This is a genomic window from Mycobacterium sp. 23, from assembly GCF_048287075.1.
GTDB lineage: Bacteria > Actinomycetota > Actinomycetes > Mycobacteriales > Mycobacteriaceae > Mycobacterium > Mycobacterium gordonae_B.
Map to the genome: position 1 here is coordinate 961755 of NZ_JBLVUX010000005.1, position 24420 is coordinate 986174.

The 24420-nt window shown below is 61.0% G+C and carries 19 protein-coding genes; 4 read left to right on the forward strand and 15 right to left on the reverse strand.

Annotation, left to right across the window (positions count from 1 at the left end; genetic code table 11):
* Positions 1-13: 13 nt before the first annotated feature.
* Positions 14-847: a glycosyltransferase family 2 protein gene (locus tag ACNQS7_RS05515; RefSeq protein ID WP_418011764.1), complete on the forward strand. Its 834-nt coding sequence runs from the start codon at positions 14-16 to the stop codon at positions 845-847.
* 213 nt (positions 848-1060) lie between these two features.
* The gene (locus ACNQS7_RS05520; protein WP_418011765.1) at positions 1061-1840 is read left to right on the forward strand and encodes a GAP family protein; all 780 of its coding nucleotides are present in this window, start codon (positions 1061-1063) and stop codon (positions 1838-1840) included.
* A 33-nt stretch (positions 1841-1873) separates the two neighbouring features.
* On the opposite strand, the gene ACNQS7_RS05525 is transcribed toward ACNQS7_RS05520, so the two are convergent.
* Together ACNQS7_RS05525 and ACNQS7_RS05530 are read right to left on the reverse strand one after the other, a co-directional pair.
* Entirely contained in the window at positions 1874-3127 is a 1254-nt protein-coding gene (locus ACNQS7_RS05525; RefSeq protein ID WP_418011766.1) for a glycosyltransferase, read from the reverse strand.
* 18 nt (positions 3128-3145) lie between these two features.
* Complete coding sequence (locus ACNQS7_RS05530; RefSeq protein WP_418011767.1) at positions 3146-3931, reverse strand: phthiotriol/phenolphthiotriol dimycocerosates methyltransferase; 786 nt, start codon at positions 3929-3931, stop codon at positions 3146-3148.
* Between the two features lie 266 nt (positions 3932-4197).
* Between ACNQS7_RS05530 and ACNQS7_RS05535 the strand changes: the two genes are divergently transcribed.
* The gene (locus ACNQS7_RS05535) at positions 4198-7689 is read left to right on the forward strand and encodes an RND family transporter (RefSeq protein WP_418015895.1); all 3492 of its coding nucleotides are present in this window, start codon (positions 4198-4200) and stop codon (positions 7687-7689) included.
* A gap of 14 nt (positions 7690-7703) precedes the next feature.
* Here ACNQS7_RS05535 and ACNQS7_RS05540 read toward each other — a convergent pair whose 3' ends face one another.
* The gene (locus ACNQS7_RS05540; RefSeq protein ID WP_418011768.1) at positions 7704-9458 is read right to left on the reverse strand and encodes an AMP-binding protein; all 1755 of its coding nucleotides are present in this window, start codon (positions 9456-9458) and stop codon (positions 7704-7706) included.
* Positions 9459-9527: 69 nt separating this feature from the next.
* Here ACNQS7_RS05540 and ACNQS7_RS05545 point away from each other — a divergent pair, with 69 nt between their 5' ends.
* The gene (locus tag ACNQS7_RS05545; RefSeq protein WP_418011769.1) at positions 9528-10859 is read left to right on the forward strand and encodes a hypothetical protein; all 1332 of its coding nucleotides are present in this window, start codon (positions 9528-9530) and stop codon (positions 10857-10859) included.
* Here the strand turns inward: ACNQS7_RS05545 and ACNQS7_RS05550 are convergent.
* The 12 genes from ACNQS7_RS05550 to ACNQS7_RS05605 form a co-directional block, all read right to left on the reverse strand.
* Entirely contained in the window at positions 10852-11796 is a 945-nt protein-coding gene (locus ACNQS7_RS05550; protein WP_418011770.1) for a glycosyltransferase family 2 protein, read from the reverse strand. The genes ACNQS7_RS05545 and ACNQS7_RS05550 overlap by 8 nt on opposite strands.
* A gap of 9 nt (positions 11797-11805) precedes the next feature.
* Positions 11806-12576, reverse strand: coding sequence for a glycosyltransferase family 2 protein (locus tag ACNQS7_RS05555; RefSeq protein ID WP_418011771.1), 771 nt, complete (start codon positions 12574-12576; stop codon positions 11806-11808).
* Positions 12577-12642: 66 nt separating this feature from the next.
* Positions 12643-13638 (reverse strand): rhamnan synthesis F family protein, encoded by a 996-nt coding sequence (locus tag ACNQS7_RS05560; RefSeq protein ID WP_418011772.1) that lies wholly within the window; start codon positions 13636-13638, stop codon positions 12643-12645.
* Positions 13639-13645: 7 nt separating this feature from the next.
* Positions 13646-14419, reverse strand: coding sequence for a class I SAM-dependent methyltransferase (locus tag ACNQS7_RS05565; protein WP_418011773.1), 774 nt, complete (start codon positions 14417-14419; stop codon positions 13646-13648).
* Positions 14420-14471: 52 nt separating this feature from the next.
* Positions 14472-15995 carry a hypothetical protein gene (locus ACNQS7_RS05570; protein WP_418011774.1) on the reverse strand — a complete coding sequence of 508 codons (1524 nt, stop codon included), beginning with the start codon at positions 15993-15995 and terminating at the stop codon, positions 14472-14474.
* Between the two features lie 166 nt (positions 15996-16161).
* Positions 16162-17622, reverse strand: a complete 1461-nt coding sequence (locus tag ACNQS7_RS05575; RefSeq protein ID WP_418011775.1) for a glycosyltransferase — start codon at positions 17620-17622, stop codon at positions 16162-16164.
* Between the two features lie 29 nt (positions 17623-17651).
* A complete protein-coding gene (locus ACNQS7_RS05580; protein ID WP_418011776.1) occupies positions 17652-18671 on the reverse strand; it encodes an NAD-dependent epimerase/dehydratase family protein in 1020 nt (339 codons plus the stop codon).
* Entirely contained in the window at positions 18668-19930 is a 1263-nt protein-coding gene (locus ACNQS7_RS05585; protein WP_418011777.1) for a nucleotide sugar dehydrogenase, read from the reverse strand. The genes ACNQS7_RS05580 and ACNQS7_RS05585 overlap by 4 nt, the downstream gene beginning before the upstream one ends.
* Positions 19931-20090: 160 nt before the next feature.
* Positions 20091-21638 carry a glycosyltransferase family 87 protein gene (locus ACNQS7_RS05590; protein ID WP_418011778.1) on the reverse strand — a complete coding sequence of 516 codons (1548 nt, stop codon included), beginning with the start codon at positions 21636-21638 and terminating at the stop codon, positions 20091-20093.
* A gap of 61 nt (positions 21639-21699) precedes the next feature.
* Positions 21700-22557: a glycosyltransferase family 2 protein gene (locus ACNQS7_RS05595; RefSeq protein ID WP_418011779.1), complete on the reverse strand. Its 858-nt coding sequence runs from the start codon at positions 22555-22557 to the stop codon at positions 21700-21702.
* Positions 22554-23066 (reverse strand): GtrA family protein, encoded by a 513-nt coding sequence (locus ACNQS7_RS05600; protein ID WP_418011780.1) that lies wholly within the window; start codon positions 23064-23066, stop codon positions 22554-22556. Before ACNQS7_RS05600 ends, ACNQS7_RS05595 begins: the two co-directional genes overlap by 4 nt.
* 11 nt (positions 23067-23077) lie before the next feature.
* The gene (locus ACNQS7_RS05605) at positions 23078-24085 is read right to left on the reverse strand and encodes a glycosyltransferase family 2 protein (protein WP_418011781.1); all 1008 of its coding nucleotides are present in this window, start codon (positions 24083-24085) and stop codon (positions 23078-23080) included.
* Positions 24086-24420: the final 335 nt, after the last annotated feature.

A 24420-nucleotide genomic window follows, 5' to 3' on the forward strand; every position in this document is an offset into this window, starting at 1 on the left:
GATCGCGAGAAACATGTCCACACGAGCGCCCGTTGTTGTCGCTATCCCGAACTACAACATGAGCGGAAATCTTCGTCGGCTGCTGCCTCAGGTTTTAGCGCAGTCCTATGACGGCGTATACGTCCTCGATGATTGCTCAACGGATGACACTGTCGACGTCGTCAAAGACTTCGGCGGCGATGTCACGTTGATACGCGGGCGCGAAAACGGCGGACCCGCCGCCAACCGCAATCAGATCATCGACCACGTCCAAGACGACGTCATCATCCACTTCATCGACGCGGACATGGACCTAGCGACACACGAGACTCCGACAGTCGCGAGGGAAGTGATGGGTCGATACGCAGACCGGGGCGTCGGACTGGTCGGCGGACTGGTGACACGATTGGACGGTAGCCAGGAACTCGACAATTTCGGCGCCGTATTCTCGCTTTGGGGTAATTCCACTGCCGTTGTCCAGCTGCTGATCGACAGCCTGCGGAAGAAGAACCCCAAGATGGCACGGGCAGTCCGGCGAGCGGCCGGACCGATCGTCAAGGATTGGCCGAACATCCTCGAGCCGCCGGCTCCGACCCCGGTGTACTGGGTGCACGAAGGAAACATGCTCGTCAACTCCACTTTGTTCAAATCAATGGGTGGTTACGACCCGGTACTACGCGCCCACGAAGCTCAGGATCTCGCAATACGTCTGGAGAAACTCGGGGTCGGTCGCCAGTTCGATCCGAGCATCGAAGTCGTCCACCACGAGGTCGACGTGCGCGGCAAGAATCGCCAGAAGTGGGTGAACAAGGCGTCGATGTACCTGCTACGCAAATACGGAATCTTGCGTTTTCTCACTGATCACTGATTCGCGGGTACTTCACCTGCGCGTCAGCGATCTGCCACCCGATCGAGCTCATACCGGCGTGTCGACCTGCCTACCTGCGCGAATACAGCCCGCGGCGCATCCGCGTACGGGCAGACACGCGCGCAGCCTGCGAAAATGGTACTGGCTTACGAAAATCGCCGAATTTTTTCGTTTTGCAACAACATTCGTCTCAACACGGTAGCGTCCTGAGGCATGTGGGCGACGGTTCTGATGCTTGCACTGTGGATGGCAGTGAACGACCCGATGCGCCTAGTCATCGCTACGTTCCTGGTAACCCGCGAACGGCCACTGCCAAACCTGGTCGCCTATTGGGTGGGCGGTGTCAGCGGCGGCATCGTCAGCAGCATCGCCGTTATCTTCTTCCTGCGCGATATCGCGGCACCGATTATGCGCACTGTGACGTCCACCGTGTCGGATCTAACCGGCGGGTATGTCCGCATCGCCCTCGGCATCGTCGCTCTGCTGTTTGCGGCGAGGATCGCAGCACAGATGCTGCGTCGTCAGCCGGTGGGCGTGGCGATGGACGCCGTCAGCCCGTCGGCCGTGGCATTGCAGCCGCGCGCTTCCTTGCTGGAGCAGTTCCGCACCCTTGTCCAGCGCGTCACTCCGGCGATGATCTCGCGGCTGACGGCTAAAGTCTGGCACGCGCTGGGGTCCGGATCTCCCAGGGTGTCGTTTGTGGCTGGGATCATGACGGCGCTGCCGCCGGTTGAGCATCAAGCGGCGCTGACCACGATTATGGCCTCCGATGAGGGCCTCGGCGCGCAACTCGGCGCTTCGATCATGTTTGTGCTGGTGGTGATGGCGACGCTTGAGGTCGTGCTGGTCAGCTGCCTATTGTCGCCGACGAAAACTCAGGACTTCATCCTGCGACTGCAGGGCTGGTTGCGAAACATCGGCAAGAGGTTTCTCCCGCTTACCGCTGGGGCCATGGGTGTCATGCTGGTGTTCAGCGGCCTGGGCGGTATCTGATCGATCTGGCCCCGGGGTTGGCCTAGAACCGACTCAGCTGGAACAGCTTTCCCGCACCGCGTTCTCCAACAAATCCGCAGTCGCGGCTACACTTTCGACCGGCTTAGTCATCCGGGATCCTATTTCTCGCGCGCGGGTAATGCACTCCGGCGCCAGAATTGCTCGCAAGTCGGTGACCAGCGATTTTGTGGTGGCGCTGGAGAACCGGCGGCCACGACCGACGTCCAACAGCTTGATCTGTGCCGCCCAGAAGGGCTGGTCGGAAGTGATCCACAGGATCAGCGCGGGGACGCCGGCTCGCAGCCCAGCGGCAGTAGTCCCAGCCCCTCCGTGATGCACAATCGCGCGGCATGATGGGAAGACGGCCGCGTGGCTCACCGCCCGCACCACCTTGACATGGTCGTACTCCGGTAGATGCGTCTGATGACCCGGGCCGGAGCAGATCAAGGCCCGTTCACCCAGCTGTGCGCAGGCTGCAGCGATCTTCTCCACTAGATCTGGCAGCGATCCGACGGGCATGCTGCCGAAACCGAAGTAGATCGGCGGAGTGCCGCCGGCGATCCACGACATGACCTCGTCGTCGGCGTCGGTCGGCAGGCCCATTGTCAACGCACCGACAAAGGGCCGGCGTCCGCCCCACTCATCGGTCAACCCGGGAAAGCAGAGCTCGTCGTAGGCCTGGATCTCGAGTGCTCCGCGGTCGGCCATGCGCTTGGGAGAAGGACTTGACGCCTTCGGCAGGCCGAGCACACGGCGTTGCTCGTCCTCCACCCCTTTGGTCATGCGCCAATACAGCCAGTCGGTGGTCGCAAACGCCGAGCGGGCAATCGGTCCCGGTAACCGGATGCCGGAGAAGCCGATCTGTCCGTTCGCGCGCATCGGATAGAAATGCAGCGCGGCGAGCGGCATGTCGAAGTGCTCCGCCACGTTGGCGACGACTTCCTGGTAGATCTGGCCGGTCAAGAGCAGGTCGGCGCCGTCGGCCACCGGTCTGAGCATGGCGCTTAGCTCCAACCAGCCGTCGGTGACCGGCGCCATGGCTTCCCGCGCCAGCTTCACCGGATTCTGTATCTTCCACGCGCTGTGCAGGAATTGCTCGTCGAGTTGTTGTTGAGAGTCACGGGTGCCGTAAGCGACGGCCGTGAGCCCGGCTGACTCGACGAAGCCAATCAGGTTGGGCGGTACCGCAAGACAGACGTCGTGTCCACGGCGCCGAAGCTCAAGTCCGACCGCGGCGCAGGGTTCGATATCGCCACGCGTTCCATAGCTGGCAATGACAAATTTCATAGGCTGTGCGGCGCCGCGTCAATCCTTCGCGAAAAGGTAGATGCGGTAGGTGAATCCGCCGCCGCGCTTGAGGTCACGATCCAGCACATTGACGGCGTAACGGGTGAGACCGGTAAGAAATGCCGGAGCCTTGCGACCGATGATCTCCTGGGTCCGACGGGTATTGGCGTCCAGCCCCCTCTTGGCCTCGTCTTGGATATCCCGTTGGGCAACCTTGCGCAAGGGAATGTCGGCCAGCGCCGCTTCCCAACCGGCGACAACCGGATTGCGACGCGAGTCGGTATAGAGGAAGTGCCCGCCGGGGCGCAGCACGCGTGCCACCTCGGCGAGAAAGCCGGGGAAGTCGGGGTACTGATGTGACGCCTCGACGTTGACCACCGCGTCGAAGGATTCGTCCGGGAACGGCAGGCTCTGCGCGTCGCCCTGGACGAAATCCAGGCCCGGCAAGCGGTGCTTCTTCCGGCAGAGGTCGATGCTCGCAGGGTTCAGATCCAGACCGGTGTACGACGCTGGCTTGAGGGCCCGCGTGATGTAGGAAGCGCCGCCTCCTGCGCCGCAGCTGACCTCAAGCACCTTCTTGCCGGTGAGATCTACCTGGCTTGCCGTCTGGTGGTAAAGCTGAATGCAGTACCGGTTGGGCTCGTCGGAGGGATCCAACGGCAAGCCCATCGGCGGGTCCTCTTCGTACCCGAAGTTGAAGAAGACCACGTCGTCGCCGACTTGGCGGGTGCCGAGAGGCAGCAGATACTTGGTGGTGATCTTCCCGACAAGCGGGTTGGATTGCAGGCGGTATTTCAGAGCCACGCGGAGAAGTGTCGCATGAGTCCACGGCCCGGCGGGCCGAAAGCACCAACATCGAGGCCGCCGAGATCAGCACGCCCGTGCAACTTTGTCCCTAAAATTGAAGCCCCGCCCTCCCATCCGAGGGAATCCCGATCACAGCCACCCGAAGGCGGAAAAACCCCTGATCTGCATCTTTGCCGCGCAAGTCAGGTTTGCGATGCCCGAGTTGGGCCAACGCCAACGAGGCGAAGCGATTTGCCATTCCCCCACCTGAGCGGCCTTCCCCCCTGTACGGTTGTTACGTGGCGCGGCAGGTTAAATCACACGACGAAGCCAAGGTCGGGGGGATCTTCGACCGCGTAGGCGACTTCGTCGTCAAGCAGCCCTGGCTCGTCCTGGCATCGTGGATCGCGGTGGTGGTCGTTCTCGTCCTGAGCTTTCCTCCCCTGCAGGTTCAGGCCTCGAAGCATGAACCAAAACAGGTCCCTGACGATGCGCCGACAATGGTTGCCCAGCAAGACATGGCCCGGGCCTTCGCGGCCGCCCCCGCCCCAACGGGCGACAATGGCGGCAGCGGCGGCAGCGACGCCGGCCCGAGCGCCGCGGGCGGCAAGGGTGGCGCCCTGCTGCTTGTCATCCTGACCGATGAAAAAGGGTTAAGCGCTGCCGACGAGGAGACCTACCACAAGTTAATCGACAACCTGCACGCCGACACTCAAGACAAGATGTCGGTGCAGGATTTCATGGGCACACCGCAGGCGCGAGAGGTCTTCGAAAGCAAGGACAAAAAGGCCTGGAACCTACCTATTCAGTTCCCAGGTGAAGCGGCCTCTCCTGAGAGCCAACAAGCTCTCAGGAACGTGACCGCGATCGTCAAGAAAACGGTCGCAGGTACCTCGCTGAACGCTTATATGAGCGGACCGGTTGCGACCGTCGCGGATGTCCAGAAAATTGGCGAAGAAGACGTTCAGATCATCGAGATGGGCACCATCATCAGCGTGCTGGTCATCTTGATCATCGTCTATCGCAACCTGGTCACGATGATGATGCCGCTGGCCACTATCGGTGTGTCGATCGTCGGTGCACAGGGTTTGCTTTCCGCGTTAGCCGAAATGGGCTTCGTGGTCAACATGCAAAGCATCGTATTCATGAGCGCCGTTATGATCGGCGCCGGTACAGATTACGCAGTCTTCCTGATCAGCCGATATCACGACTTCGTGCGACATGGTGAAACCTCGGACGTGGCGGTGAAGAAGGCGCTGATGTCCATCGGCAAGGTCATCGCCGCGTCAGCAGCCACCGTCGCCGTTACCTTCCTCGCGATGATCTTCACCAAGTTGGAGGTGTTCTCGGCCGTCGGCCCGGCGATATCCATTTCCATCGTCGTGACCTTGTTGGCCGCGTGCACGTTCCTGCCGGCGATCCTGGTGCTCGTCGGGCGACGAGGCTGGATCAAGCCCCGCCGCGATTTGACCACCCGCTTCTGGCGAATTTCGGGATCGCGTATCGTCCGGCGGCCGGTGATCCACTTGGTCGGCAGCTTGGTCATTCTGCTGGCGCTGGCGGGCAGTACGAGTCTGATCAGGTTTAACTACGACGACCTCAAGACCGTCCCGCAAGACATGGACAGCGTCCGAGGCTTCAACGCCTTGAACCGCCATTTTCCGATGAATTCGATGAGTCCATTGGTCTTGTTCGTCCACTCCTCGCACGACCTGCGCACACCCGCCGCGCTGGCAGACTTGGAGATGTTGTCCCGCCGGATCGCAGACCTTCCGGACATCGTCATGGTCCGTGGCCTGACTCGGCCAAACGGTGAGCCTTTGAAAGAAACAAAAGTGTCATTCCAGGCCGGTGAGGTTGGCAGCAAGCTCAACGAGGCAAGCTCCGCGATCTCCGAGCACGGTGGCGAACTGGACCATTTGGTCGGTGGTTCCCGGCAATTGGCCGACGCTCTTGGTCAGATCCGCGGGCAGGTCAATGAAGCTGTGGCCAGTTCGGCTGACCTGGTCGGCATGTTGGAAAATATGCTGCAGCTGATGGGTGGAGACAAAACCATCCAGCAACTCGACCAGGCGTCCGGCGCCGTCTCACGCATGCGGGCGCTCGGCAACAATTTGAGCGGGACCGTCAGCGACGCCCAAACCACTGCGGTATGGGCCGCCCCCATGGTGACGGCCCTCAATGAAAGCCCGTCCTGCAACGCCGACCCAGCTTGTGTGCGATCGCGCGGACAGCTGGCTGCCATCGTCGAGTCCGGCAACAACGGCCTGCTCCGCTCGATCCAAGCGTTCGCGGTCACGCTGCAGCAGACCGATCAATATCAGACCTTGGCGCAGACGGTAGGCAAGCTCGACGACCAACTTAAGCAGATTGTCAAAACCCTTAAGATGATAAAGGGCCTGCCGAATACGCTCTCGCAGTTGCAACAGGGGGCTGGCGCACTGGCTGACGGGAGTGGCGCGGTGGCCGACGGCGTCCAGGCGCTGGTTGACCAAGTCAAGAAGATGGGCGGCGGTCTCAACGAGGCATCTGACTTCCTACTCGGAATGCGGCGTGACGCGGAACGTCCCAACATGGCCGGTTTCAACATTCCGCCGCAAATCCTCACGCGGGACGACTTCAAGAAGGGCGCTCAAGTCTTCCTGTCACCGGACGGACACGCGGCGCAGTACCTGGTGCAAAGCGGTCTGAACGGGTTCACCGTCGAAGGCATGAATCAAATTCACAAGATCGAGGAAACGGCAAGGTCTGCGCTCCCCAACACGGAGTTGTCGGACGCCAAGGTGGCGCTGATCGGCATGCCGACCGTCATGGCCGACACCCGCGACTACTACAACCAGGACATCCGGTTCATCGTCATCGCAACCATCCTCATCGTCTTTCTCATTTTGGTGGCGTTACTTCGAGCCGTGGTGGCACCCTTGTATCTCATTGCCTCCGTATTGGTTTCGTACCTGTCGGCCCTGGGCCTCGGTGTCATCGTCTTCCAATTGATCTTGGGTAAGGACCTCCACTGGAGCCTGCCCGGCCTGTCCTTCATTCTCTTGGTTGCGGTCGGCGCCGACTACAACATGTTGCTAATCTCCCGAATACGAGATGAGTCGCCGCACGGGGTGCGGGTCGGGGTCATCCGAACGGTGGGCTCCACCGGTGGTGTGATCACCTCCGCGGGATTGATCTTCGCCGCGTCGATGTTCGGTCTGCTGGCCGCCAGCATCACCACCATGGCGCAGGCCGGGTTCACCATCGGTATTGGCATCGTTATTGACACCTTCCTGGTGCGCACTATCACCGTGCCCGCGCTGGCCGCGATGATCGGTCAGAAGAACTGGTGGCCGTCGAAGATGGGCCAGAGCACCAAGAACGGCAAGAAGAGCAAGTGGGAGCAGCAAGCCGACCTGTGGCTGGCCCGCACCAAGCAGTTCGTCACGGGCAAGGCTCCGGTCCCGCCGCCCAAGCCCAAAATGGTCCGCGTGCCGAAACCAAGACCCGTGGGCAGCACCATCGACTTGTTGCCGGCGCATTCGCTGCCGCTGTTCGGCCTCAGCACGGTACCCGACTACGACCTGTCAAAGTGTGCGTCGCAGACCAAGCGCAAGCGCAAATCCAAGGACATGCGGCTGAGTAAGCAGCGGGTCGACCACCTGCTCACCCATTCGCTACCGCTGTTCGGCCTTGCCGACATGCCGGGTTATGAAGAGCTGCGACGAGACTTTGACGGAGACGGCCGGGTCGACGTTGTGAGGCCGAAGCCGGACACCCCGGTCATCACCTGAAGTCAGTCGTCGGATTACGCGTCCAACCGGACGAACTCGTCCCGGCGGTAGAGTTCCCCGCACTGCGCGCGGCGGGGTTTGCCACTGGTGGTGATCGGAATCGAACCCTGGGCAACCAGCACGATGTCGGACGCACTCAGGCCGTGAGCCTTCGAAATCGCCGACGTGACTTCACGTTTGATGAAGCTGAAACGCTCCGCCGCCTCCTCTGGAGATTCGTCCTTCTGCTTGAGTTCGATGATGGTAACGAGTTTCTCGACACCGTCCTGCGGAACCGCGATCGCCACGCACCGGCCCGGACTGACCGTCTGGATGGTCGCCTCGATGTCGTCGGGCGAGTGGTTGCGCCCGTACACGATCAGCAGGTCCTTGATGCGACCCATGATGAAGAGCTCGCCCTCGGAATAGAACCCGGAGTCCCCGGTGCGCAGCCACGGACCCTCCGGTGTGCCGGGGGTGGGGTTGACGATCGACGCGCCGAAGGTGGCCGCCGTCGTCTCGGGGTTCTGCCAGTACCCGGACGCGACGTTGCCGCCATGTACCCAGAGCTCGCCGACGGTCCCTTCCGGGCACTCGATTCCGGTGTTGGGATCGACGATGCGCACTTCCTGGGTGTCCACCATGCCGTAGCTGACAAGCGGTGTGCTGCTTTCGCTTTCGCCTTCGGTGCGTTCGGCGTGGCCGTCCGGTAACTTTGTGGCGTCGAAGTTGACGATCTTCGGCGGCTGTCCCGCCTGGCGGGTGGCGACGTACACCGTGGTTTCGGCCATGCCGTAGGACGGACGGATGACCTTGGGGTCGAGTCCGAACGGAGCGAACCGGTCGACGAAACGCTTCAGCGTGACGGGCTGCACCCGCTCACTGCCGTTCAGAATGGCGTGGATGCCGCTGAGGTCCAGGCCTTCGAGGTCCTCGTCCTTGGTCTTGCGCGATGCCAGATCGAACGCGAAGTTCGGCGCGGCGGTGAAACCCAGCGTGTTGTTGCCGAGCATCTGCATCCACCGGGCCGGCCGCTGCAGGAATCCGATCGGGCTGGTCAGCTTCGCCGGCATGCCCGTCAGGATGGGCATGATCAGTCCCAGGATGAAGCCCATGTCGTGGTAAAAAGGCAGCCACGACACCACGGTCGATCCCGGCGGCGCGAGCTTGCCGTACACGCCGTAGTAGGCGGTCATGATCTGCTCGAAGTTCGCCATCAGGTTCTTGTTCGACACCATCACCCCGGCCGGGGTGCGGGTGGAGCCGGAGGTGTACTGCAGGTAGATCGTCTCCGGCTGGTCATACCGGGCGCGGCCGGCCGCGCCGGGGCGACCGTCCAGCTGCAGCTTGTCGAGCTCAATGATCTCGGTCTTGACGTCAGCCGGCTGCTCCCGGACGTACTCGGCCACGTTGTCGACGATCGACGACGCCGTGAACACCACGGCTGGCGAGGTGTCGGCCAGCACCGACGCCGTGCGTTCGTCGTGGGCACCGCCCATCGGAACCGAAAGCGGGACGGCGATGACGCCGGCGTGCAGCGACGCCAGGAAACTCACGATGTAGTCCAGGCTCTGCGGCGCCAGAATCAGCGCGCGATCCCCGGTCGTCGCGTGCTCGCGGATCAGCGCGGCGAGGTTGAGCATGCGCACATACAGCTGTGACCAGGTCAGGGTCAGCTCGACGCCGTCCCAGGAATGGTCGTAGTCGATATAGGTCAGCGCAATGTCGTTGGGCTGCAGACTCGCACGCTCGCGCACGACATTGGGAAGTGAGGATTCAACCACGGACATCAGACTACCTTTGCCGAGGACCCAGCTTTGGAAAACGGGATTCCAAACGGGGTGGATAATTGCCCCATCGTGGACAACCGACTCGCGCACATGGATCAGGTGTCGTTCCTGGGTGTGCGGGCGCTCGGGTACGGGACGCTTGCCCAGGTTGTCTGGTTGTATCACCGCCAGATCGATATCAATGGGCTGCGCCGTTTTCACCACAGCCTTGGCCATGGGTTGCTGGGCCGTCGAATTGAACGCTCCCCCTTGCCTTTCGCCCGGGACCGGTGGGTGGTGTCGCGGGGCCCGGAGCTGGAGATTGCGGGGACGCCACGTCCCCGGGCCGAGGTGAACGCGTGGGCATACGAGCGCGCCTGCCGGCCCATCGACCCCGAATTCGGACCTGGCTGGCACCTGGGTGTGCTGCCGTTGGAAACCGGCGGGGCGGCGATCAGCCTGGTTGCGTCACACACGTTGGTGGACGGACTGGGGTTGGTGGAGGTGATCGCCGACGCGGCCAAGGGCCGGATTCGGGACTTGGGCTATCCCCCGCCCGGCTCGCGCACCCGTCGGCGGGCGGTGCTCGAGGATGCGCGGCTCACGCTGGCATCTGCGCCGGAGCTGGCCAAGGCGCTGGCGGCCGGACTGCGACTGGCGCGGCAGGGCCGAAAAGAATTCGCGTCGTCGATCGCGGGAGCTCCGCCCGCCCCCCAGACGGCGCGCGCCGACCAGCCCGTCGCGGTCCCCACCCTGGTCGCCTACGTCGATCTCGCGCATTGGGATGCCTGCGCTAGGCGGCTCGGGGGCACCAGCAACTCGCTGTTCGCGGGATTCGCCGCCAGACTCGGGGCCCGCATGGGCCGGCACGCCGCCGACGGGACCGTGGCCCTGGCGTTCCCGGTGGGCCAGCGCGTGGCGGATGACACCCGCGGCAACGCCATGACCTTCGCCAATATCGCCGTCGACCCCGCTGACGCGGCGTCGGATCTAAGGGAGATACGCGGGAAGCTCAAACAGGCGCTCACCGAACGGGCCGCGCACGCCTATGAGCTGCTGGCGCCGCTGCCGCTGGCCGCCCTGACGCCGCCGTGGGCGGCGCGGAAGCTGGTAGGGGTCGGCTTGGGTTCGGCTGCCCTGCCGGTCGGTTGTTCCAACCTGGGTCCACTGGATCCCGCGGTGATCCGGCCGGACGGCTCCGACGCCGACTACGCATACGGACGACTCATCGAGCCCGGCATCAGCAAGGGCGCGCTGGACAGCATGGGCGGCCAGCTTTTCGTCGCGTCCGGACGGATCCCCGGAAGGGTGTTCGTCAGCGTGGTCGCCTACCGGCCCGGTGGCCGGAACTCTCCAGAAGCGTTGCGCGAGCTGGTATCCGAGACGTTCGCCGAGTTCGGATTGACTGCGGAAATTACCTAGTCGATTCGAGTAAACCGCGGAAGCGGCGAGCCCTGGTGAACTCGCGAAAAGGCGCCTGGGTGAAGGTTTTCAGTGACGACCAGCGCTGGGGACCCCAGACCACAGCCTGCAGCAGTGAGAGCCATGCCGGCAGCCACCACAGCCCCGCGAGGGTCCGGACACTGGCGGATGAGGCGGGATCCAGCGTCAACCAGGTGAGAATCCGTAGTTGGTCGAGCCAATACCGCCGCATGAGGAGGTTCCGAGCCGACTCCGTCGAGGCAGTGTGGGTTCGCACCGATAGCTCCCGTGCCACGAAGCCAACCGAAGAGCGCAACATCAATCGGTACCAGAAGTCGAGGTCGACGAGTTGATAGACGTCGTCTCGGAAGCCGCCCGCATCCAAGGCAAGTCGGCGCCGAAACATCACACACGTCGGTTCGCCTATCCAGTTGTGCAGTGCACCGCGCGCCGCCATTTGTCTCACCAACGATGGTCCGCGGTTATGCGCCTGGAGATGCTTGAAGTGTGTGTGCAGGACTCCGTATTGTCGCTGAAACTCTTGGTCGGCGGTCTCCACTTTCCTTGGAGCGAAGGCCATCCCAACGTCGGCATCGTCGAAACACGAAGCGAGTGTCGATAAGGCGCCGGGTAGCAGCCAGTCGTCACCGTGCACGAACTGGATAAGCTCACCGCGGGCAACCTCCAGGCACCTATTGTGATTCCCATTAAGGCCGAGACGAGGTTCGTTGCGCACCAGTCGATCTTGCGGCCTGAGCAGTGCCGTGGCGGTGGCGACACAGTCGTCCGTGGAGTCGTCGTCCACCACGACGATCTCGAAGTCGATGCCGTCTTGATCCAGGATGCTTTTCAGGCAACGCGCGATGGTGGCGCCGTTGTTGTACATCGGCACACAGACCGAGACAGTCGGCGTGGCGTCGATATCGTCGTTGGTCAACGGTCGTGCCTACGGCTCTAGCGGAAAGGTCTGGTAAGCGATACCCGTCTTCTTCCAGGCCGGTTGCGGCAACGTTCCCGGCGGAAACCGTTTGCGCCACTTGAGGCCGTGCGTTTTGCGCATGCCGTGATTCATCACCTGCTCGGCAAGGAATTCGTAGCGCTTGCGCCCGAAGGTGTCCTTCGCGGTAACTCGTCCGAAGTGGTTGATGTAGGACATCTCCGTGGTGTAGCAACCGAAAGACGCGTCGCGGGCGCGCAACACGAGATCAAGGTCGATCCCCCAGCCGTAGCGCCCAAAGGTACGCAAATCCATGCCGCCGATCTCCAACCAGCAAGCGCGGGAAAGCATTAAGGCGACGCCCTCTACGGCAGTCACGGACCGATAGAACGGGCGTGGCACGTAGTCAGCGGCATCGACCGGCTTCTCTACCTCTGCACACCAAAACCCGTGGTCGATCATCGGGCCGACGATCCCCGCGTCCTCGGGGAGCCGGGGATCGAGCAGACCGGTGACAAATCCTTTGGAAATTCGCGTGTCATTATTTAACGTCATCGCGTGGGAGTAGCCCTCAGAGAAGGCGACGCGGAAACCCAGCTCACTCCCTCCGCCCCAGCCCAGGTTTTCCCGCGGCGTCATGACCCGTTCATTGCCGATCTTGGGGTAGTCGCCACGATTGTCGATGATGAGGTAGTCGGCACCCTCACGCTCCAGATCCCCCACCAGAGCGTGCGTGTATTCATGTTGTCCGAATACCGGAACGGCGATCAGCACACCCACGCGGCGACCTTACACCAGCCGTGCCAGCGGCGAAGCAGGTTGAAAACCTGCATCACGGTCCGCTGCCTATCGCGTCGCCGGAGATGGCCGGACCCAGGCCGGCGCACCCAAACCGAGCCGCTCGACGTTCGAACGGATCAGTTCATAGGGATAGTCCGCGTGCTGCTCGAGGAACTCCTCCAACTGTGCCATCGAGTCGTGCCACGGCGAATTGTGGCGCGGCAGAACCGTTTTGAGGAATGGGAACCTCAGATGCTCGATCAGCCCGTCCCAGAAGTACAGCGTGTTGTTGAACGGCTTCCCGTCGAACTTGGCGGCCCACTGATGATCGGGCGAACGATCGTATGCCGCACTGATCGTCGCTGCCGAGAGGAATGGTTTGACGACAAGCCCCTCCCTACGGGCACGTCTAGACAGACCAAGCTCGTAGCGCCTAATAAGTTTTTGCTTGTCGACGATGTACTGGAAGCGATTCCAGAATTTGTTGAGGAATTTTCGGGTGCGTGGGTTTAAATCCCAAGCCAGAAAGAATGACTGTAGGTGCCGGCCCAACTCCTCACTTTCGATGGCGCCGTACATGTCGGCGTCCTGGAAGGTCGACCACATCTCTTCCAGGGGGAACAGCGGACCATAGACGCTGTCGTTGGCCAGTACGAAGCGGTCGAATTGGTCAAGCGACCAGCCGCGCCGCCGGACTATGCACCAGGCCAGGTGCCAGGAACCGAAATCGAGAGACAGGGTGCGTCTGGTGTAGATGCCGGCACATAGGGGGCGCAGCGGCGCGACGGATTCCGGCGACAGCGTCGGGGAACCGGAGACAAAGACGATGGTGGCACCCAGGCTGTGTAACTGCTCGAGGTAGTACGTGACATAGGGATCGACCACTCCCTGCGGATCGAAGTGTGCGAAGAAGACGAGTGCGCGTCGACCAGTCGGGGGTTCGGCTGGCAATTCCTGGTGCGTTTCGCAGATGAAGCGCGACGCGTCGCGGCCCAAGCGGTAGCGGGCCGCTGCGAGGCGCGCGGCGCGCTGTTGTTCGTCACGCAGGGTCTGGAAACTCACGGTGACCTCACGCTAGACCTTTGACGGCGAGCGCGAAGAAGTCGGTTCGGGTGGTGGTCACGTCGCGGACGTCGAAGTCCAGGCGGGTCAACAACTTTTCGATCAGGTCCGCATCGAAGACGTGATGATGAAGAGTTCTGTTTTGGAGGTTCTGCAGGCTGCGCTGCCGAAACTGCTCGAGATCTCCCGCCGGCGGGTCCATCTTCAGGTCGTGTAGCGCCAGTATCTCTTCCAGGTGGGTGAGGTCGTCTTCACCTATACCTTGGTCGTAGTCATCCAACAAGTGGTCGAACTTCGTGACCGGCCGACGGTGATCGAAGTTGCTGGTCTTATTGGGCAGAACGAGGACGAACCCCCCGCCTGGCTTGATCACGCGTTTCCACTCGAGCAGCGCTTTGACGGGATTCGCGACGTGCTCCAAGCAGTTCGAGGAGAGCAGGAAGTCGTAACGCGTTGATGTGATCTGACTCAGGTCTGTCGCGTCGGAGATGTATTGGTGCCCAGTCCGATTGCCGAAGTAGTTGTAGTTGTCACCCTCCTGAATCCTCCCCTCCCACACGGTGTCGGTGGCGAAGTTGACTCCATCCAGGCCGCCGACGAACTCGTAGAGGGGTAGCACTGTGCTGAAAACACCGCTCGGCCCGCCGATTTCGATTCCATACTTGCCTTCGACCGCCGCCTGGTACTCACGACGAAAGGGCAGCCGCCACCGTTGATACTTGAGAATGAGCAGCAGGTCGCTAGCCGACTTCGGTGCGAATTCCTTCACTACAGTGCGCATTTACTTCTTTCACTCACTTAGCCACCGATAGGGTAATCGTCCACGGCGACACTCACCCCGTATTCGGCGATTGTCTTGGGTACACCCTGCTGTACGAGCATCCGGCTCGCGTGCCGACCGCGAAGAATGCTGCGACACCTAACGCCAGCAGGACCGGGCCGCCAACTAAGACGACACGAAGCGCGCTCGCGGTTATGCCGGCCACCGCGCCGTTCAGCACCATGCGCTTGCGGGCACCGGCGTTGTCGGCATCAGCCGGCCGGATCTCCGGTGGCAGGATTGCTCGGACATTAGGGTCGCTCAGCACCTCGCCCTGCCGCCGCGAGTTGGGGTAAGCCAGGTCGAAGGTGCCGCCATGTTTCCCTCTCGCTCTTAGCTGCTCGAGGCTGTGTGTCGCGAAGTAGGTATGCACGTTGACGACCTGCTGGCGGGTTGACTTGTTCCAGTCGATCGCGCCGAGGATGGCTACATAACCCATCAGAGCAATCACGGTGACCACACCGAAAACCCAGGTGACAGCCACTTTGGGGGTTGAGAATCGGCGGAGATCCTTGCCCATCGTGTGGTCGACAAGCCTGAGCATCGCGACCAGTCCGACCGGATACGCAAGCAGGATGATGTCGTTGTAGCGCACCGCGATGAGCGTTCCGCGCCCGTACGCAAGCAACACTAACTGGAGGGCGATCCATACGCTGAGTCCCACGAGTGCCCAGGAGCGATCACTCACTACGGGGCGCCTTGTCACCGTGTAGCGGGCAAACCAGACGAGCGGGACCGCTGCGACTAGCACCCGGGCGGTAAGCGACACCAGTCCCTGAATGAACGTCAATGGCGTACTCATCGGATGCGAGACTGATGCAGTCCAGAGGAACATCGCCAGCGCGATCGACACGATGACCGCAACCCCAGCGTATTCGCGGCCGCCGCGTTTCCTGACGTTAGTCGCTAGCTGCAGAGCCACGAGGCCGCCGGCGCAGAGCATGGTGGTCGCCCCCGTTGCAAAGGAGAAAAAGCTCAGAATCGCGGCGGACAGCCCGCCGAACCAGCGAAGGGAAAATGGCCGAGCAGCAGCGAACGCAACGATGGCCGTGATTCCGAACAACAGCATGCAATACAACTGGCCCTGAAAACCCCACAATGTGTTCTCATAGCCGAACGGAATCGCGAAAAGAAGCGCGACGAGGCCCGCCAGGATGATTCGGTGTCGCACCGCGACGAGCGGCAAGAGGTTGGCAGCGAGAAAGGTGACCGCCGCGGTATGAACGAAAGCTTGTAGGACCATCTGCAGGCGCGGATTCCACTCACCGGCCAGCTCGAGATGCAGCAGCGCAAGTATCCGCTGCATAAAAATGCGGTGTTCGTTGTGTGCTGCAAAGAGATCAGCCGCAGAAAGGGTACCGGCCAGGTAGTGCGAATATAGTCGGGCAGCCTCGGCATCCCATTGATCCATGATGGGCACCGACGAACCTAGGGTCGAGATGGTGATGAGTTTGGCCCCGAGGACAGTGCAGGAAACGGCGGCTAGAAGCGCCGAATTTAAATGCCGTTTCCAGTTTTCCGGATGCACGTTCGCCATGACGATCGCCCCTTCACCACTTCCCTCAGTGGCAGGTGCGGCACCTCGGCTATGCGAACGACCTACTGTCGCGCGGAATGCCGCTGGCTTGTCTTTGGAAGATTCCGAGTGGTTCACCCGGCTGACCCAAATCATTTAAACAGCGACTCTATTCGCGTGCCACTTATCATATCTTCCTAGTCCGGTACTTACGCATCGCGTTAAGCGCCGCGAAGGACACAGCACCGCCGCCAGCCCACCTCATCACGGGACGTCGCATCGCGAGTCCATACCAACGAAGGTACGCAGGTAACCATCCGCGCAGATCGAACTTGCTTTCGCCAGCCGTTCGGTCCTCCCAGCTGCTCGGCACCTCGTCTACGCGGAATCCGAGCAAATGCGCCTTTGTCGTCAACTCGAGTCCCACTTCGAACCCGCGCTCACTCTGCACGGCCACGTCTTGGAGAAAACGACGGCTGTAACCGCGGAAGTTTGTCGTTGCGTCGTGCGTCGGCAAGCCACCCAAGTAGTGCAAACTTAATCCCGCTGTGCGTGACAGCAACGTTTTCAACCGAGGTCCGCCTTCCTGGGAACCCCCCGGCATGTAGCGTGACCCACTGACGACATCCGCGCCCTCATCGCGAATCTTCGCTGCCATCAGAGGAATTACCGCAGGCGGGTCCGATAGGTCAGCCATACTAGTGACGACCACATCGCCATTGGCGGCCGCAAAGCCGGCGATAAGCGCGTTAGCGACGCCCTTACCTAAGGAATTCTTTACAAGCCGAAGAGTTGCTGGTCGATCTGGCATAGCGTCAATTGCCGGCAGCGTGGAATCTTCATCAAAATCGTAACAGATAATCAATTCGTGCGGCGAGTCCCTCAATGCTGCATTAAGACCCCGAAGGCATGCGTGGATGTTCTCGCCCTCATTAAATACCGGAATCACAACGCTAATCAAGTGCGGATCCGCTAATTCCAACGATTTCTGAGCCCGAACCAAGAACTGCTTTCCAAATATCGGCCACGCAAAGCGAGATTGAAGATACAGATGGACAAAAATGGGCGCCTTCGGCAACTGGGAATTCGTCGAGTAGGGAAGGAAGCGCGCGTATGAATCCACCACCTTGAGCTGGTGGATTTCCAGTAACTCACTCAGCGACCGATCACTGATCGGCACCGCATGATCCCAAAAGTCCCAATAATCACCGGCAAGGAAGCGAATATTTGGCCCTAGGGCGATGAAGTGCCCATGTGGTTTAAGAATCCGCGCGACCTCGGCAATCGTGCGCTCGACGTCCGCTTTGCTTTGCAAGTGCTCCAACATATTGCTGGTGAAGACGACATCGACCGACTCATCGGCGAGAAAGTCGAGTCGATCGGCGCGGCCCTGATGAAACTCGACGTCTGGCCCCAGCATGTTGGCGCTGTCGGGGTTGAGATCGACGCCGATCCGCCGCGCCGCGCTTACATGGTTCAGAAATTCCCCATAACCGCAGCCAATGTCGAGGACGGTGTCGCTACGCTTTATCCAACCTTGAAAGAAATCTCGGACCAGTACCGCCCAAATTGCTGATCTCGACGCGCGGTCGTGCCCAAATCGGTTGCGGTATAGGTGTTGTAGGTCAGTATCACCCGCGATTCGCATATCGTCCTAACGGGTATTAAACACGCATGTCAGATAGTTCCGGCCTCAACCGCATCGACGATCCAGGGAATGACTTCATCGAGCATGCTGTCTAGTGACGTCGTGGCCGAGTATCCAAGCATTTCGGAAGCCTTGTGCACGTCCGGTGAACGAAGCTGTACGTCGTGCTCGAACGGCGGATCGCTCTCGTAGCGAAACGGTTTGTCCGGGCACATCTTGCGCCAGATCGCTTCGGCTAATTCGAGAACAGTCGTGGCTTCGGGAGTGGACAGATTGAAGTCACCGTTGAGCGCGGCCGGGTGCTCCATACACGTGCGAATGCCCTTGGCTAGGTCCCCGCCGTAGGTGTAGTGACGCACCTGGGTACCGTCGCCGAGGATATGCAGTGGGTCTTGACCTTTGGCCACCTTTTGGACCAGGTCTGGCACTACGTGGCTCATCGCGAGTTTGACATTGCCGCTGGGAATTTCGCGGCCGCCGAGTGCTCGCTGCTCCCCAGTGCCGACGCAGTTGAACGGTCGGATGATGGTGTACGGCAGACCGTACTGCTCGTATGCGCCGTGAGCAAAATACTCACAAGCGAGCTTTTGAAAGCCGTAAGTGCTTGTTGGAGGGGGACATTCGGTTATGTGTTTCTCCGGCGTCGGAAAGATCGTCGCGTTCTCGAACACCATCGACGAGCTGATCACGTTGACCTTCTTGAGCCAGCCCTTTCGGTATGCATAGATCGCCGCGTCAAAGTGAGCGGCCGCAATGCGTTCGTTCTCGGCGAGCAGGTCGTACGCGTACTCGTGGAAATACGTGATGCCGCCGATCATCGCGGCGCTGGCCACCATCTGGTCACAATCCTCGACCAACCGGAACATCAGGTCCACGTCTTTGACGTCACCCTCGACGAAGTGGTAGTTCGGGTGATCGTCGTAGGACTTCTTAACCGGACCGTACTTCGAGTAGTTGTCGATACCCACGACATCGTGGCCGGCCCGAAGCAACTCATCGACTACATAACCGTTGATGAACCCCGCACTACCGGTTACCAAGATCTTCACCGGGCTGCAGCTCCCATCCCTAAAGTCGCAAATTCAACACCATTCAAGGCGACGTCCTCGCCCACCTTGCTAACGTCCACGCATCCCCACACATCCTCGACAACCTTGCCATGCGGGATCTGCAAACCACGGTACTGGGAGTGCGGTACCCCGATCACAATGACGTCGGCGCGGTCCAGCACCGTGTCCAACGGATAGTAATCCGGACCCTCCAAATAAGGGTCATGACGGATTACCGCCTTGGCTTCCAGCATTAACAGATGCCGTAGCTTGAAACTCAAAGAATCCCGCGTGTCATCACAATCTGCCTTGAACGTCATGCCCAAGATTCCAACCGTCTTGTCCCGTAGGTCAATCCGACGCTTGAGCATGTTGACGATGAACTGCGGCTGACCCTCGTTGATCAGCATGGCCGAATGGCCCAGCATGAAGTTGTTGTTACTGAACGCCGCCAACTGCATCGTGTCCTTCAACAAACACGGACCGGCCGCCAGTCCTGCTCTCGGCAGGCTGTCGACGCGGCCGTTCTTATACGTGGCAGCGTGGTGGACGCGATTAAAATCCAAGCCGGCTTCACGACACAGTAGATAGAACTGGTTGGCCACTGCGAACTGAATGTAACGGTAGCCGTTGCAGAACAACTTTGCCAGTTCGGCCTCCTGCGGTTCCACCTCGATAATCTCGCTGGTGATACGGGAGAACAGCTCACGAACAACTCGCAGTCCCTCGTCATCGAAACCACTGATGATCTGAGGGATCATTCGTAGCTCCCGGATCGAGTGACCCTGCGCGATGCGTTCGGGGCAAAACGTCACGTGAACGCCAATTCCACGCTCCTGCAACGAGTTATGCACCCGCTGGGTCAGGCCCGGGTAGACCGTGCTGCGCAGCACAAGGGTCTGCTCGCTGTGGAAGTATGGGCTGATCTCGTTAATGATCCGAAAGAATGTGTGCGCCTGCGGCGTCAGGTACTCATCGACTGGGGTCCCCACCACACAGATCACGATGTCGGCATTTCTGACGATCCAGGAGTCGGTGCTGGCCGCGATCCGACCTGTGGGCAACAACCGCTGCAATAGATCCTCAGCTCCGTTCTCAATGAACGGCATCTTGCCAGCCATGATGGTCTTCAGCGCGGCGACATTGGTGTCCAAAATGTCGACGTGATAGCCCTCATCAGCCAACACCAGCGCCAACGGCAACCCCACGTGCCCAGCGCCACCGATGATGCATATGCGCTTATCAGGTTGATTCGCCACGCGAACTACCTCTCCCCTCGCTAGTTGAACCCGTCTAGTTCAGGCGTGATCGAACATCCACTACGCCTGTCCCCGCCTGACATGGTGATCTGTTGGGACGAGCGTACGAGATTTGCCTCGCACAGGTGTGGCGTTTGGCCCGAAAAAAGGGAGTTCGTTGTTACGGATGCTCATCAGCGCAGCCTCGGCTCCTTAACTGAGCCCCGGGATCAACTGCAATCGGCCGATCGCTCGCGTGTCTTGCAGCTGCTCCTGCATCGACAACAGCGTTGTCCTCCGCTTCTTGGTCCGCGCCTAACGACGACGGACGCCTACTGTATGAGACGAGAATCGATGCGAGCGCCGCTAGCCAAAGGACTGGTGCCAGGGACATAGTGCTGTCGACCAGGATCAAGGCGACATTGGTGCCCGATTGGACAACCCTTCGCGTTTCGGTTGGCAACGGGATTTGCCCGATGGAGAGCGCCACCGCGATGCTTACACACACTCCGACCACCCGACGGCCATCACAACCGGCTTCCCGCCGGTCGAGGATGCCCCGGCCCGGTGGCCCGTCAGGGTCTCTCACTACGACTGCGGCGACCGGCAAGACGAACACCAGGTAGTAGGGGTTGCTGAGAGCTGGGAAAAGCGAAGCCGTGGCCAGCAAGACGATACCGGCCATGACCGGCGGTATTCGCCTACCCAATGCGACCACGACGACAACTACGACCAGTAGGAGTACGTAACCGATGAGGGAGCGCGTCTCGGCAAGGAAGCCTTCTGGGATCTTGCCCCCAGATAGTTGAGCTTTGATGCCGTCCGGGATTGCCAGAATGGCTTTGCCAAGAGATGCGTTTGAACCCTCAGCTGCTGCCTGCGATGCCCCGCCGTACGCGACGGTATTGTGGATTGACTGCATAATCGTGTGAGGAAAATCCCGCGGCCACAGAACATACGCGGCAAGATTAGAAAGCACGACACCTGCTATCGCGATGCTGCCCGCGCGCCATTGCCGAGCGGCAAATAACGCGACCACCAAGACCACAAATTGCGGTTTGACCAGGGCAGCCAGGACCACCGCGATGGCCACCAGTCCCCACCGTTGTCGGGACAACGCCACCAGGAATACCAGTCCAACTGGCGCTATAAATCCGATTGAGTTGCCTCGATCGAGAGCTACCCATAACGGAACCGCCGCAACCCCGCACGCCACGAAGACAACGACACACTCCAAACCCCGTGCGCCACGCGCGGCCCACACCGCGGGCGTGAAGAGCGCGATCGTCAAAGCAAACAAGTACCCAAGCAACCCAAGGCGGGGTGCACCCAACCACGCACCAAGATGACCGAAGAAAACTTGCGGCAGCATCCCGGCAGCCGTGTAGTTGAAGTGAGTCGGCTTGAAGTCAGGGGGCAGGTAGAGCGGGAAGGGATCCCAAGGGTTCGGGACCATACCGATGCTCACTGTTATCGAGTAGTCACTGAAGCAATGTGAACCGACCCTCGTTGGCCAATCGAGGTAGCAGTCGTTCGGCAGAAAAACGATCAACGACGTCAGCACGTCGACCGAAAGGTAGTGGGCGAGAACGAACCCCGTCCCGACCGTAACCGCCGAGGCGAGTAGCACAGTCCCGAGAAGGATTGTGCGCTCGGATTGTCCGGCAACGACCGCCACCCGCTCCCGAATACGCGCCCCGTCGCGCAGCGTGCGAAGGGGTTGTTTCACGGCCTTCCCCTCAAGCCATCCCGTGACGCTGCGACATTGCCCGCTTCACCCGCGCGGGAATCTAATCCCTGAATGCTCTTTCCCCTTCACGCCGCATCCGGCGACCGAGCCACCGGTACACCGCACGACGGGCCACCGCGTTAGCGCGCGCTCTCACTATACCGATTGTCAGATCGCGCCGGCTGACCAAACTTGGGTGGGCTGCAGCAATTTCACGTCTGAACCTGATCGCCTGATCAGCCTGTGCGCGCACCAGCTGCACACTCCACTGCGACTCGCTGACCCGGAAGGCGGCGAGTGAGCGAGGCACCGCGACGAGATTTCCGCGAAGGAGGACCGCGCAGTAGGTGGCCTCGTCGATGAGGTAAGGAAACCTGGCGTCCCAGCCGCCGGCCCCGATCAGCGCCTCACGCCTGAACAACACCGACGCGGGCTCGCCAAAGATGTTTGTGCCGGCCTTCACGCCCCGCCGAATCGCCTCGGTGCCACTGACCTCACCGCGCAGTCCGCCCAGTCCGCGGTTGCGAAGCACCGGCTGCCCGGCGGCATCGATGACGTCCCGGGGACTTGCCGCCATCACCGCGGACGGGCTCGCCTCTAGCGCCGCCACCTGCGCCGCCAGGCTGTCCCGCTCGAGTAAATCGTCTCCGCAGACGAGCTTGACAAACTCGCCGGTGGCCAGGTCCGTGACCGCATTGAAGTTCGCCGGCGCTCCCCCACCAGAAGGCAAGCGGGTCAAGCGAACCCGGGGGTCCGAGGTGAATTCCTGCAACGCTTCCCATGTTCCGTCCGTCGAACTGTGATCAGAAACCAGTAATTCGAAATCGCTGAGGGATTGCGCCAGGATCGATTCCATTGTCGAACCGATAAATTCGACACTGTTGTACGACGGGACCACCACCGAAACACGTGGAGTCACGGCGTGGCTTGTTGGCGTTCAGCCGATTTGATCTCGGAAGGGGTGCGCTTGAATGAGAAGCCGCGGTGCGCGAACCAGCTGTATACGACGGTCACGCCGGCGATCGCAAATTGTGACGCGATTACCGGCCAACCCAACCCTTCGACGAGCACCGGCAAGACCGCGAGGTTGAAACCTAGGACAGAGAGATTCACCATCTCGAATCTGGCCAAATCGCGCAGCACGTGCCCGGTAACAAGGAACACGAACCTGCGGTACAAGACGAAGGCGCACAGTACGGCAGCAACGTGCGCGCAGAGCAACGCGCTCATATACCCGACAACTCCGGGGGGAAAGAGCCACAACAGGGCGATGAACCAGGCTCCTCCGATCGCGGTGTTCAGTCCGCCGACGATGAGGAACGCGACTTTTTGATCCCGGATCAACCGAAACAGCGGGCCGGGAACACCAGTCATCCCAGCAGGCGGACGAATTCGTGCTTCGTCCCCCGCGAATGCGTCGAGGGTCATCTAACGCCCCATCACTCCTGCGCTGGGGGCGCGGATACGTACATTGCGCTCGCCTGGTCCGCAGCTGCGACTGATCCGGCGGTGCCACCCACCATATCTCGGATCAAGAACAGCGGCCGGCCCTTGCTCTGGTCATACATCCGGCCTAAATACGCACCGATGATGCCGAGCATGAGGAACTGCACACCGGTCAGCAGCCCGATCGTAGCCATCAACGAACTCCAGCCGGGCACCGTCTGCCCCAGCAATGCGCCTCGGATCGAGTTGATAGCGGCGGCGAAACCGATGAACGCCATCACCCAACCCAGAATTACCGACAGTTTCAGCGGCACCATTGAGAACGCCGTGATCGCATCAGCCGCGAACCGCAACATTTTGGTCAGCGGATACTTGCTCTCGCCTGCCGCCCGCTTATCACGGTCGTAAACCAGTGGTACCTGCTTGCCGCCGATCCACGATACGAGACCGCGAACGAACCGGTGGCGCTCGGGCATCGCGATCAACAGGTCCAGTACGCGGCGAGTGATGAGACGGAAATCGCCTGTGTCATTGGGAATGTCGACTTCGGTCATGCGTTTGATGGTGCGATAGAACATCAACGCAGTGACACGCTTGAAGACGCTGTCACCCTCCCGTCGGCGGCGCTGGCCGTAGACGACGTCGGCGCCCTCGTCCATCAACGCCATCATGTCGGGCAGCAACTCTGGCGGGTCCTGCAGGTCGGCGTCGATGATCAACACCCGCTCGCCGCGACACACACTCAGTCCTGCGGTCAGAGCCAGCTGATGTCCGTGGTTACGCATGAGTCGCACGCCGACGACGCGCGGATCCTCTACCGACGCCTTCTCGATGATCTCCCAGGTCCGATCGCGCGAACCATCATCGACCAGAACTATCTCGCTGGTCCCCCCGAATTTGTCTAACACTCCCCCAACCCGGCTCAGGAACAGCGGCAGCACGTCCTCCTCGTCAAAGCATGGGGCCACCACCGAGACTGCCGGGCGACTAATCACAGTCATAGTCGTTTAATGTAATTCTCAGCATCGGCTCGCGTGGCTCTTTGGCAATCCTCGCCATACCAATTTAACGTCGCCGCGCGCCAGCAACAGCCGCTGCCGACTGTCCCGCAAGCCTCTGATCAGTCCTGATGTCCGGATACGGCTCGAAGGCGGCAGCAGCAGGCGCGCTGGGCCCGACCAGTCCGCATGAGTACACGGGTACCAGTTCCCTGGCGACCGACTCATGTCCAGCCGCACGGAATCGCCGGCCGGAGCGCCAGTTCCACCGCCTACCCCGGACCGCGGCGGTAACTTTGTGCTACGTATCGTGCGTTCGACGAGCGGGAGCCGCCAAG

Coding starts and splice junctions, on each gene's coding strand:
- ACNQS7_RS05515 (WP_418011764.1), top strand. CDS start 14: ATGTCCACACGAGCGCCCGTTGTTGTCGCTATCCCGAACTACAACATG.
- ACNQS7_RS05520 (WP_418011765.1), top strand. CDS start 1,061: ATGTGGGCGACGGTTCTGATGCTTGCACTGTGGATGGCAGTGAACGAC.
- ACNQS7_RS05525 (WP_418011766.1), bottom strand. CDS start 3,127: ATGAAATTTGTCATTGCCAGCTATGGAACGCGTGGCGATATCGAACCC.
- ACNQS7_RS05540 (WP_418011768.1), bottom strand. CDS start 9,458: ATGTCCGTGGTTGAATCCTCACTTCCCAATGTCGTGCGCGAGCGTGCG.
- ACNQS7_RS05565 (WP_418011773.1), bottom strand. CDS start 14,419: ATGCGCACTGTAGTGAAGGAATTCGCACCGAAGTCGGCTAGCGACCTG.
- ACNQS7_RS05570 (WP_418011774.1), bottom strand. CDS start 15,995: ATGGCGAACGTGCATCCGGAAAACTGGAAACGGCATTTAAATTCGGCG.
- ACNQS7_RS05575 (WP_418011775.1), bottom strand. CDS start 17,622: ATGCGAATCGCGGGTGATACTGACCTACAACACCTATACCGCAACCGA.
- ACNQS7_RS05600 (WP_418011780.1), bottom strand. CDS start 23,066: ATGACCCTCGACGCATTCGCGGGGGACGAAGCACGAATTCGTCCGCCT.
- ACNQS7_RS05605 (WP_418011781.1), bottom strand. CDS start 24,085: ATGACTGTGATTAGTCGCCCGGCAGTCTCGGTGGTGGCCCCATGCTTT.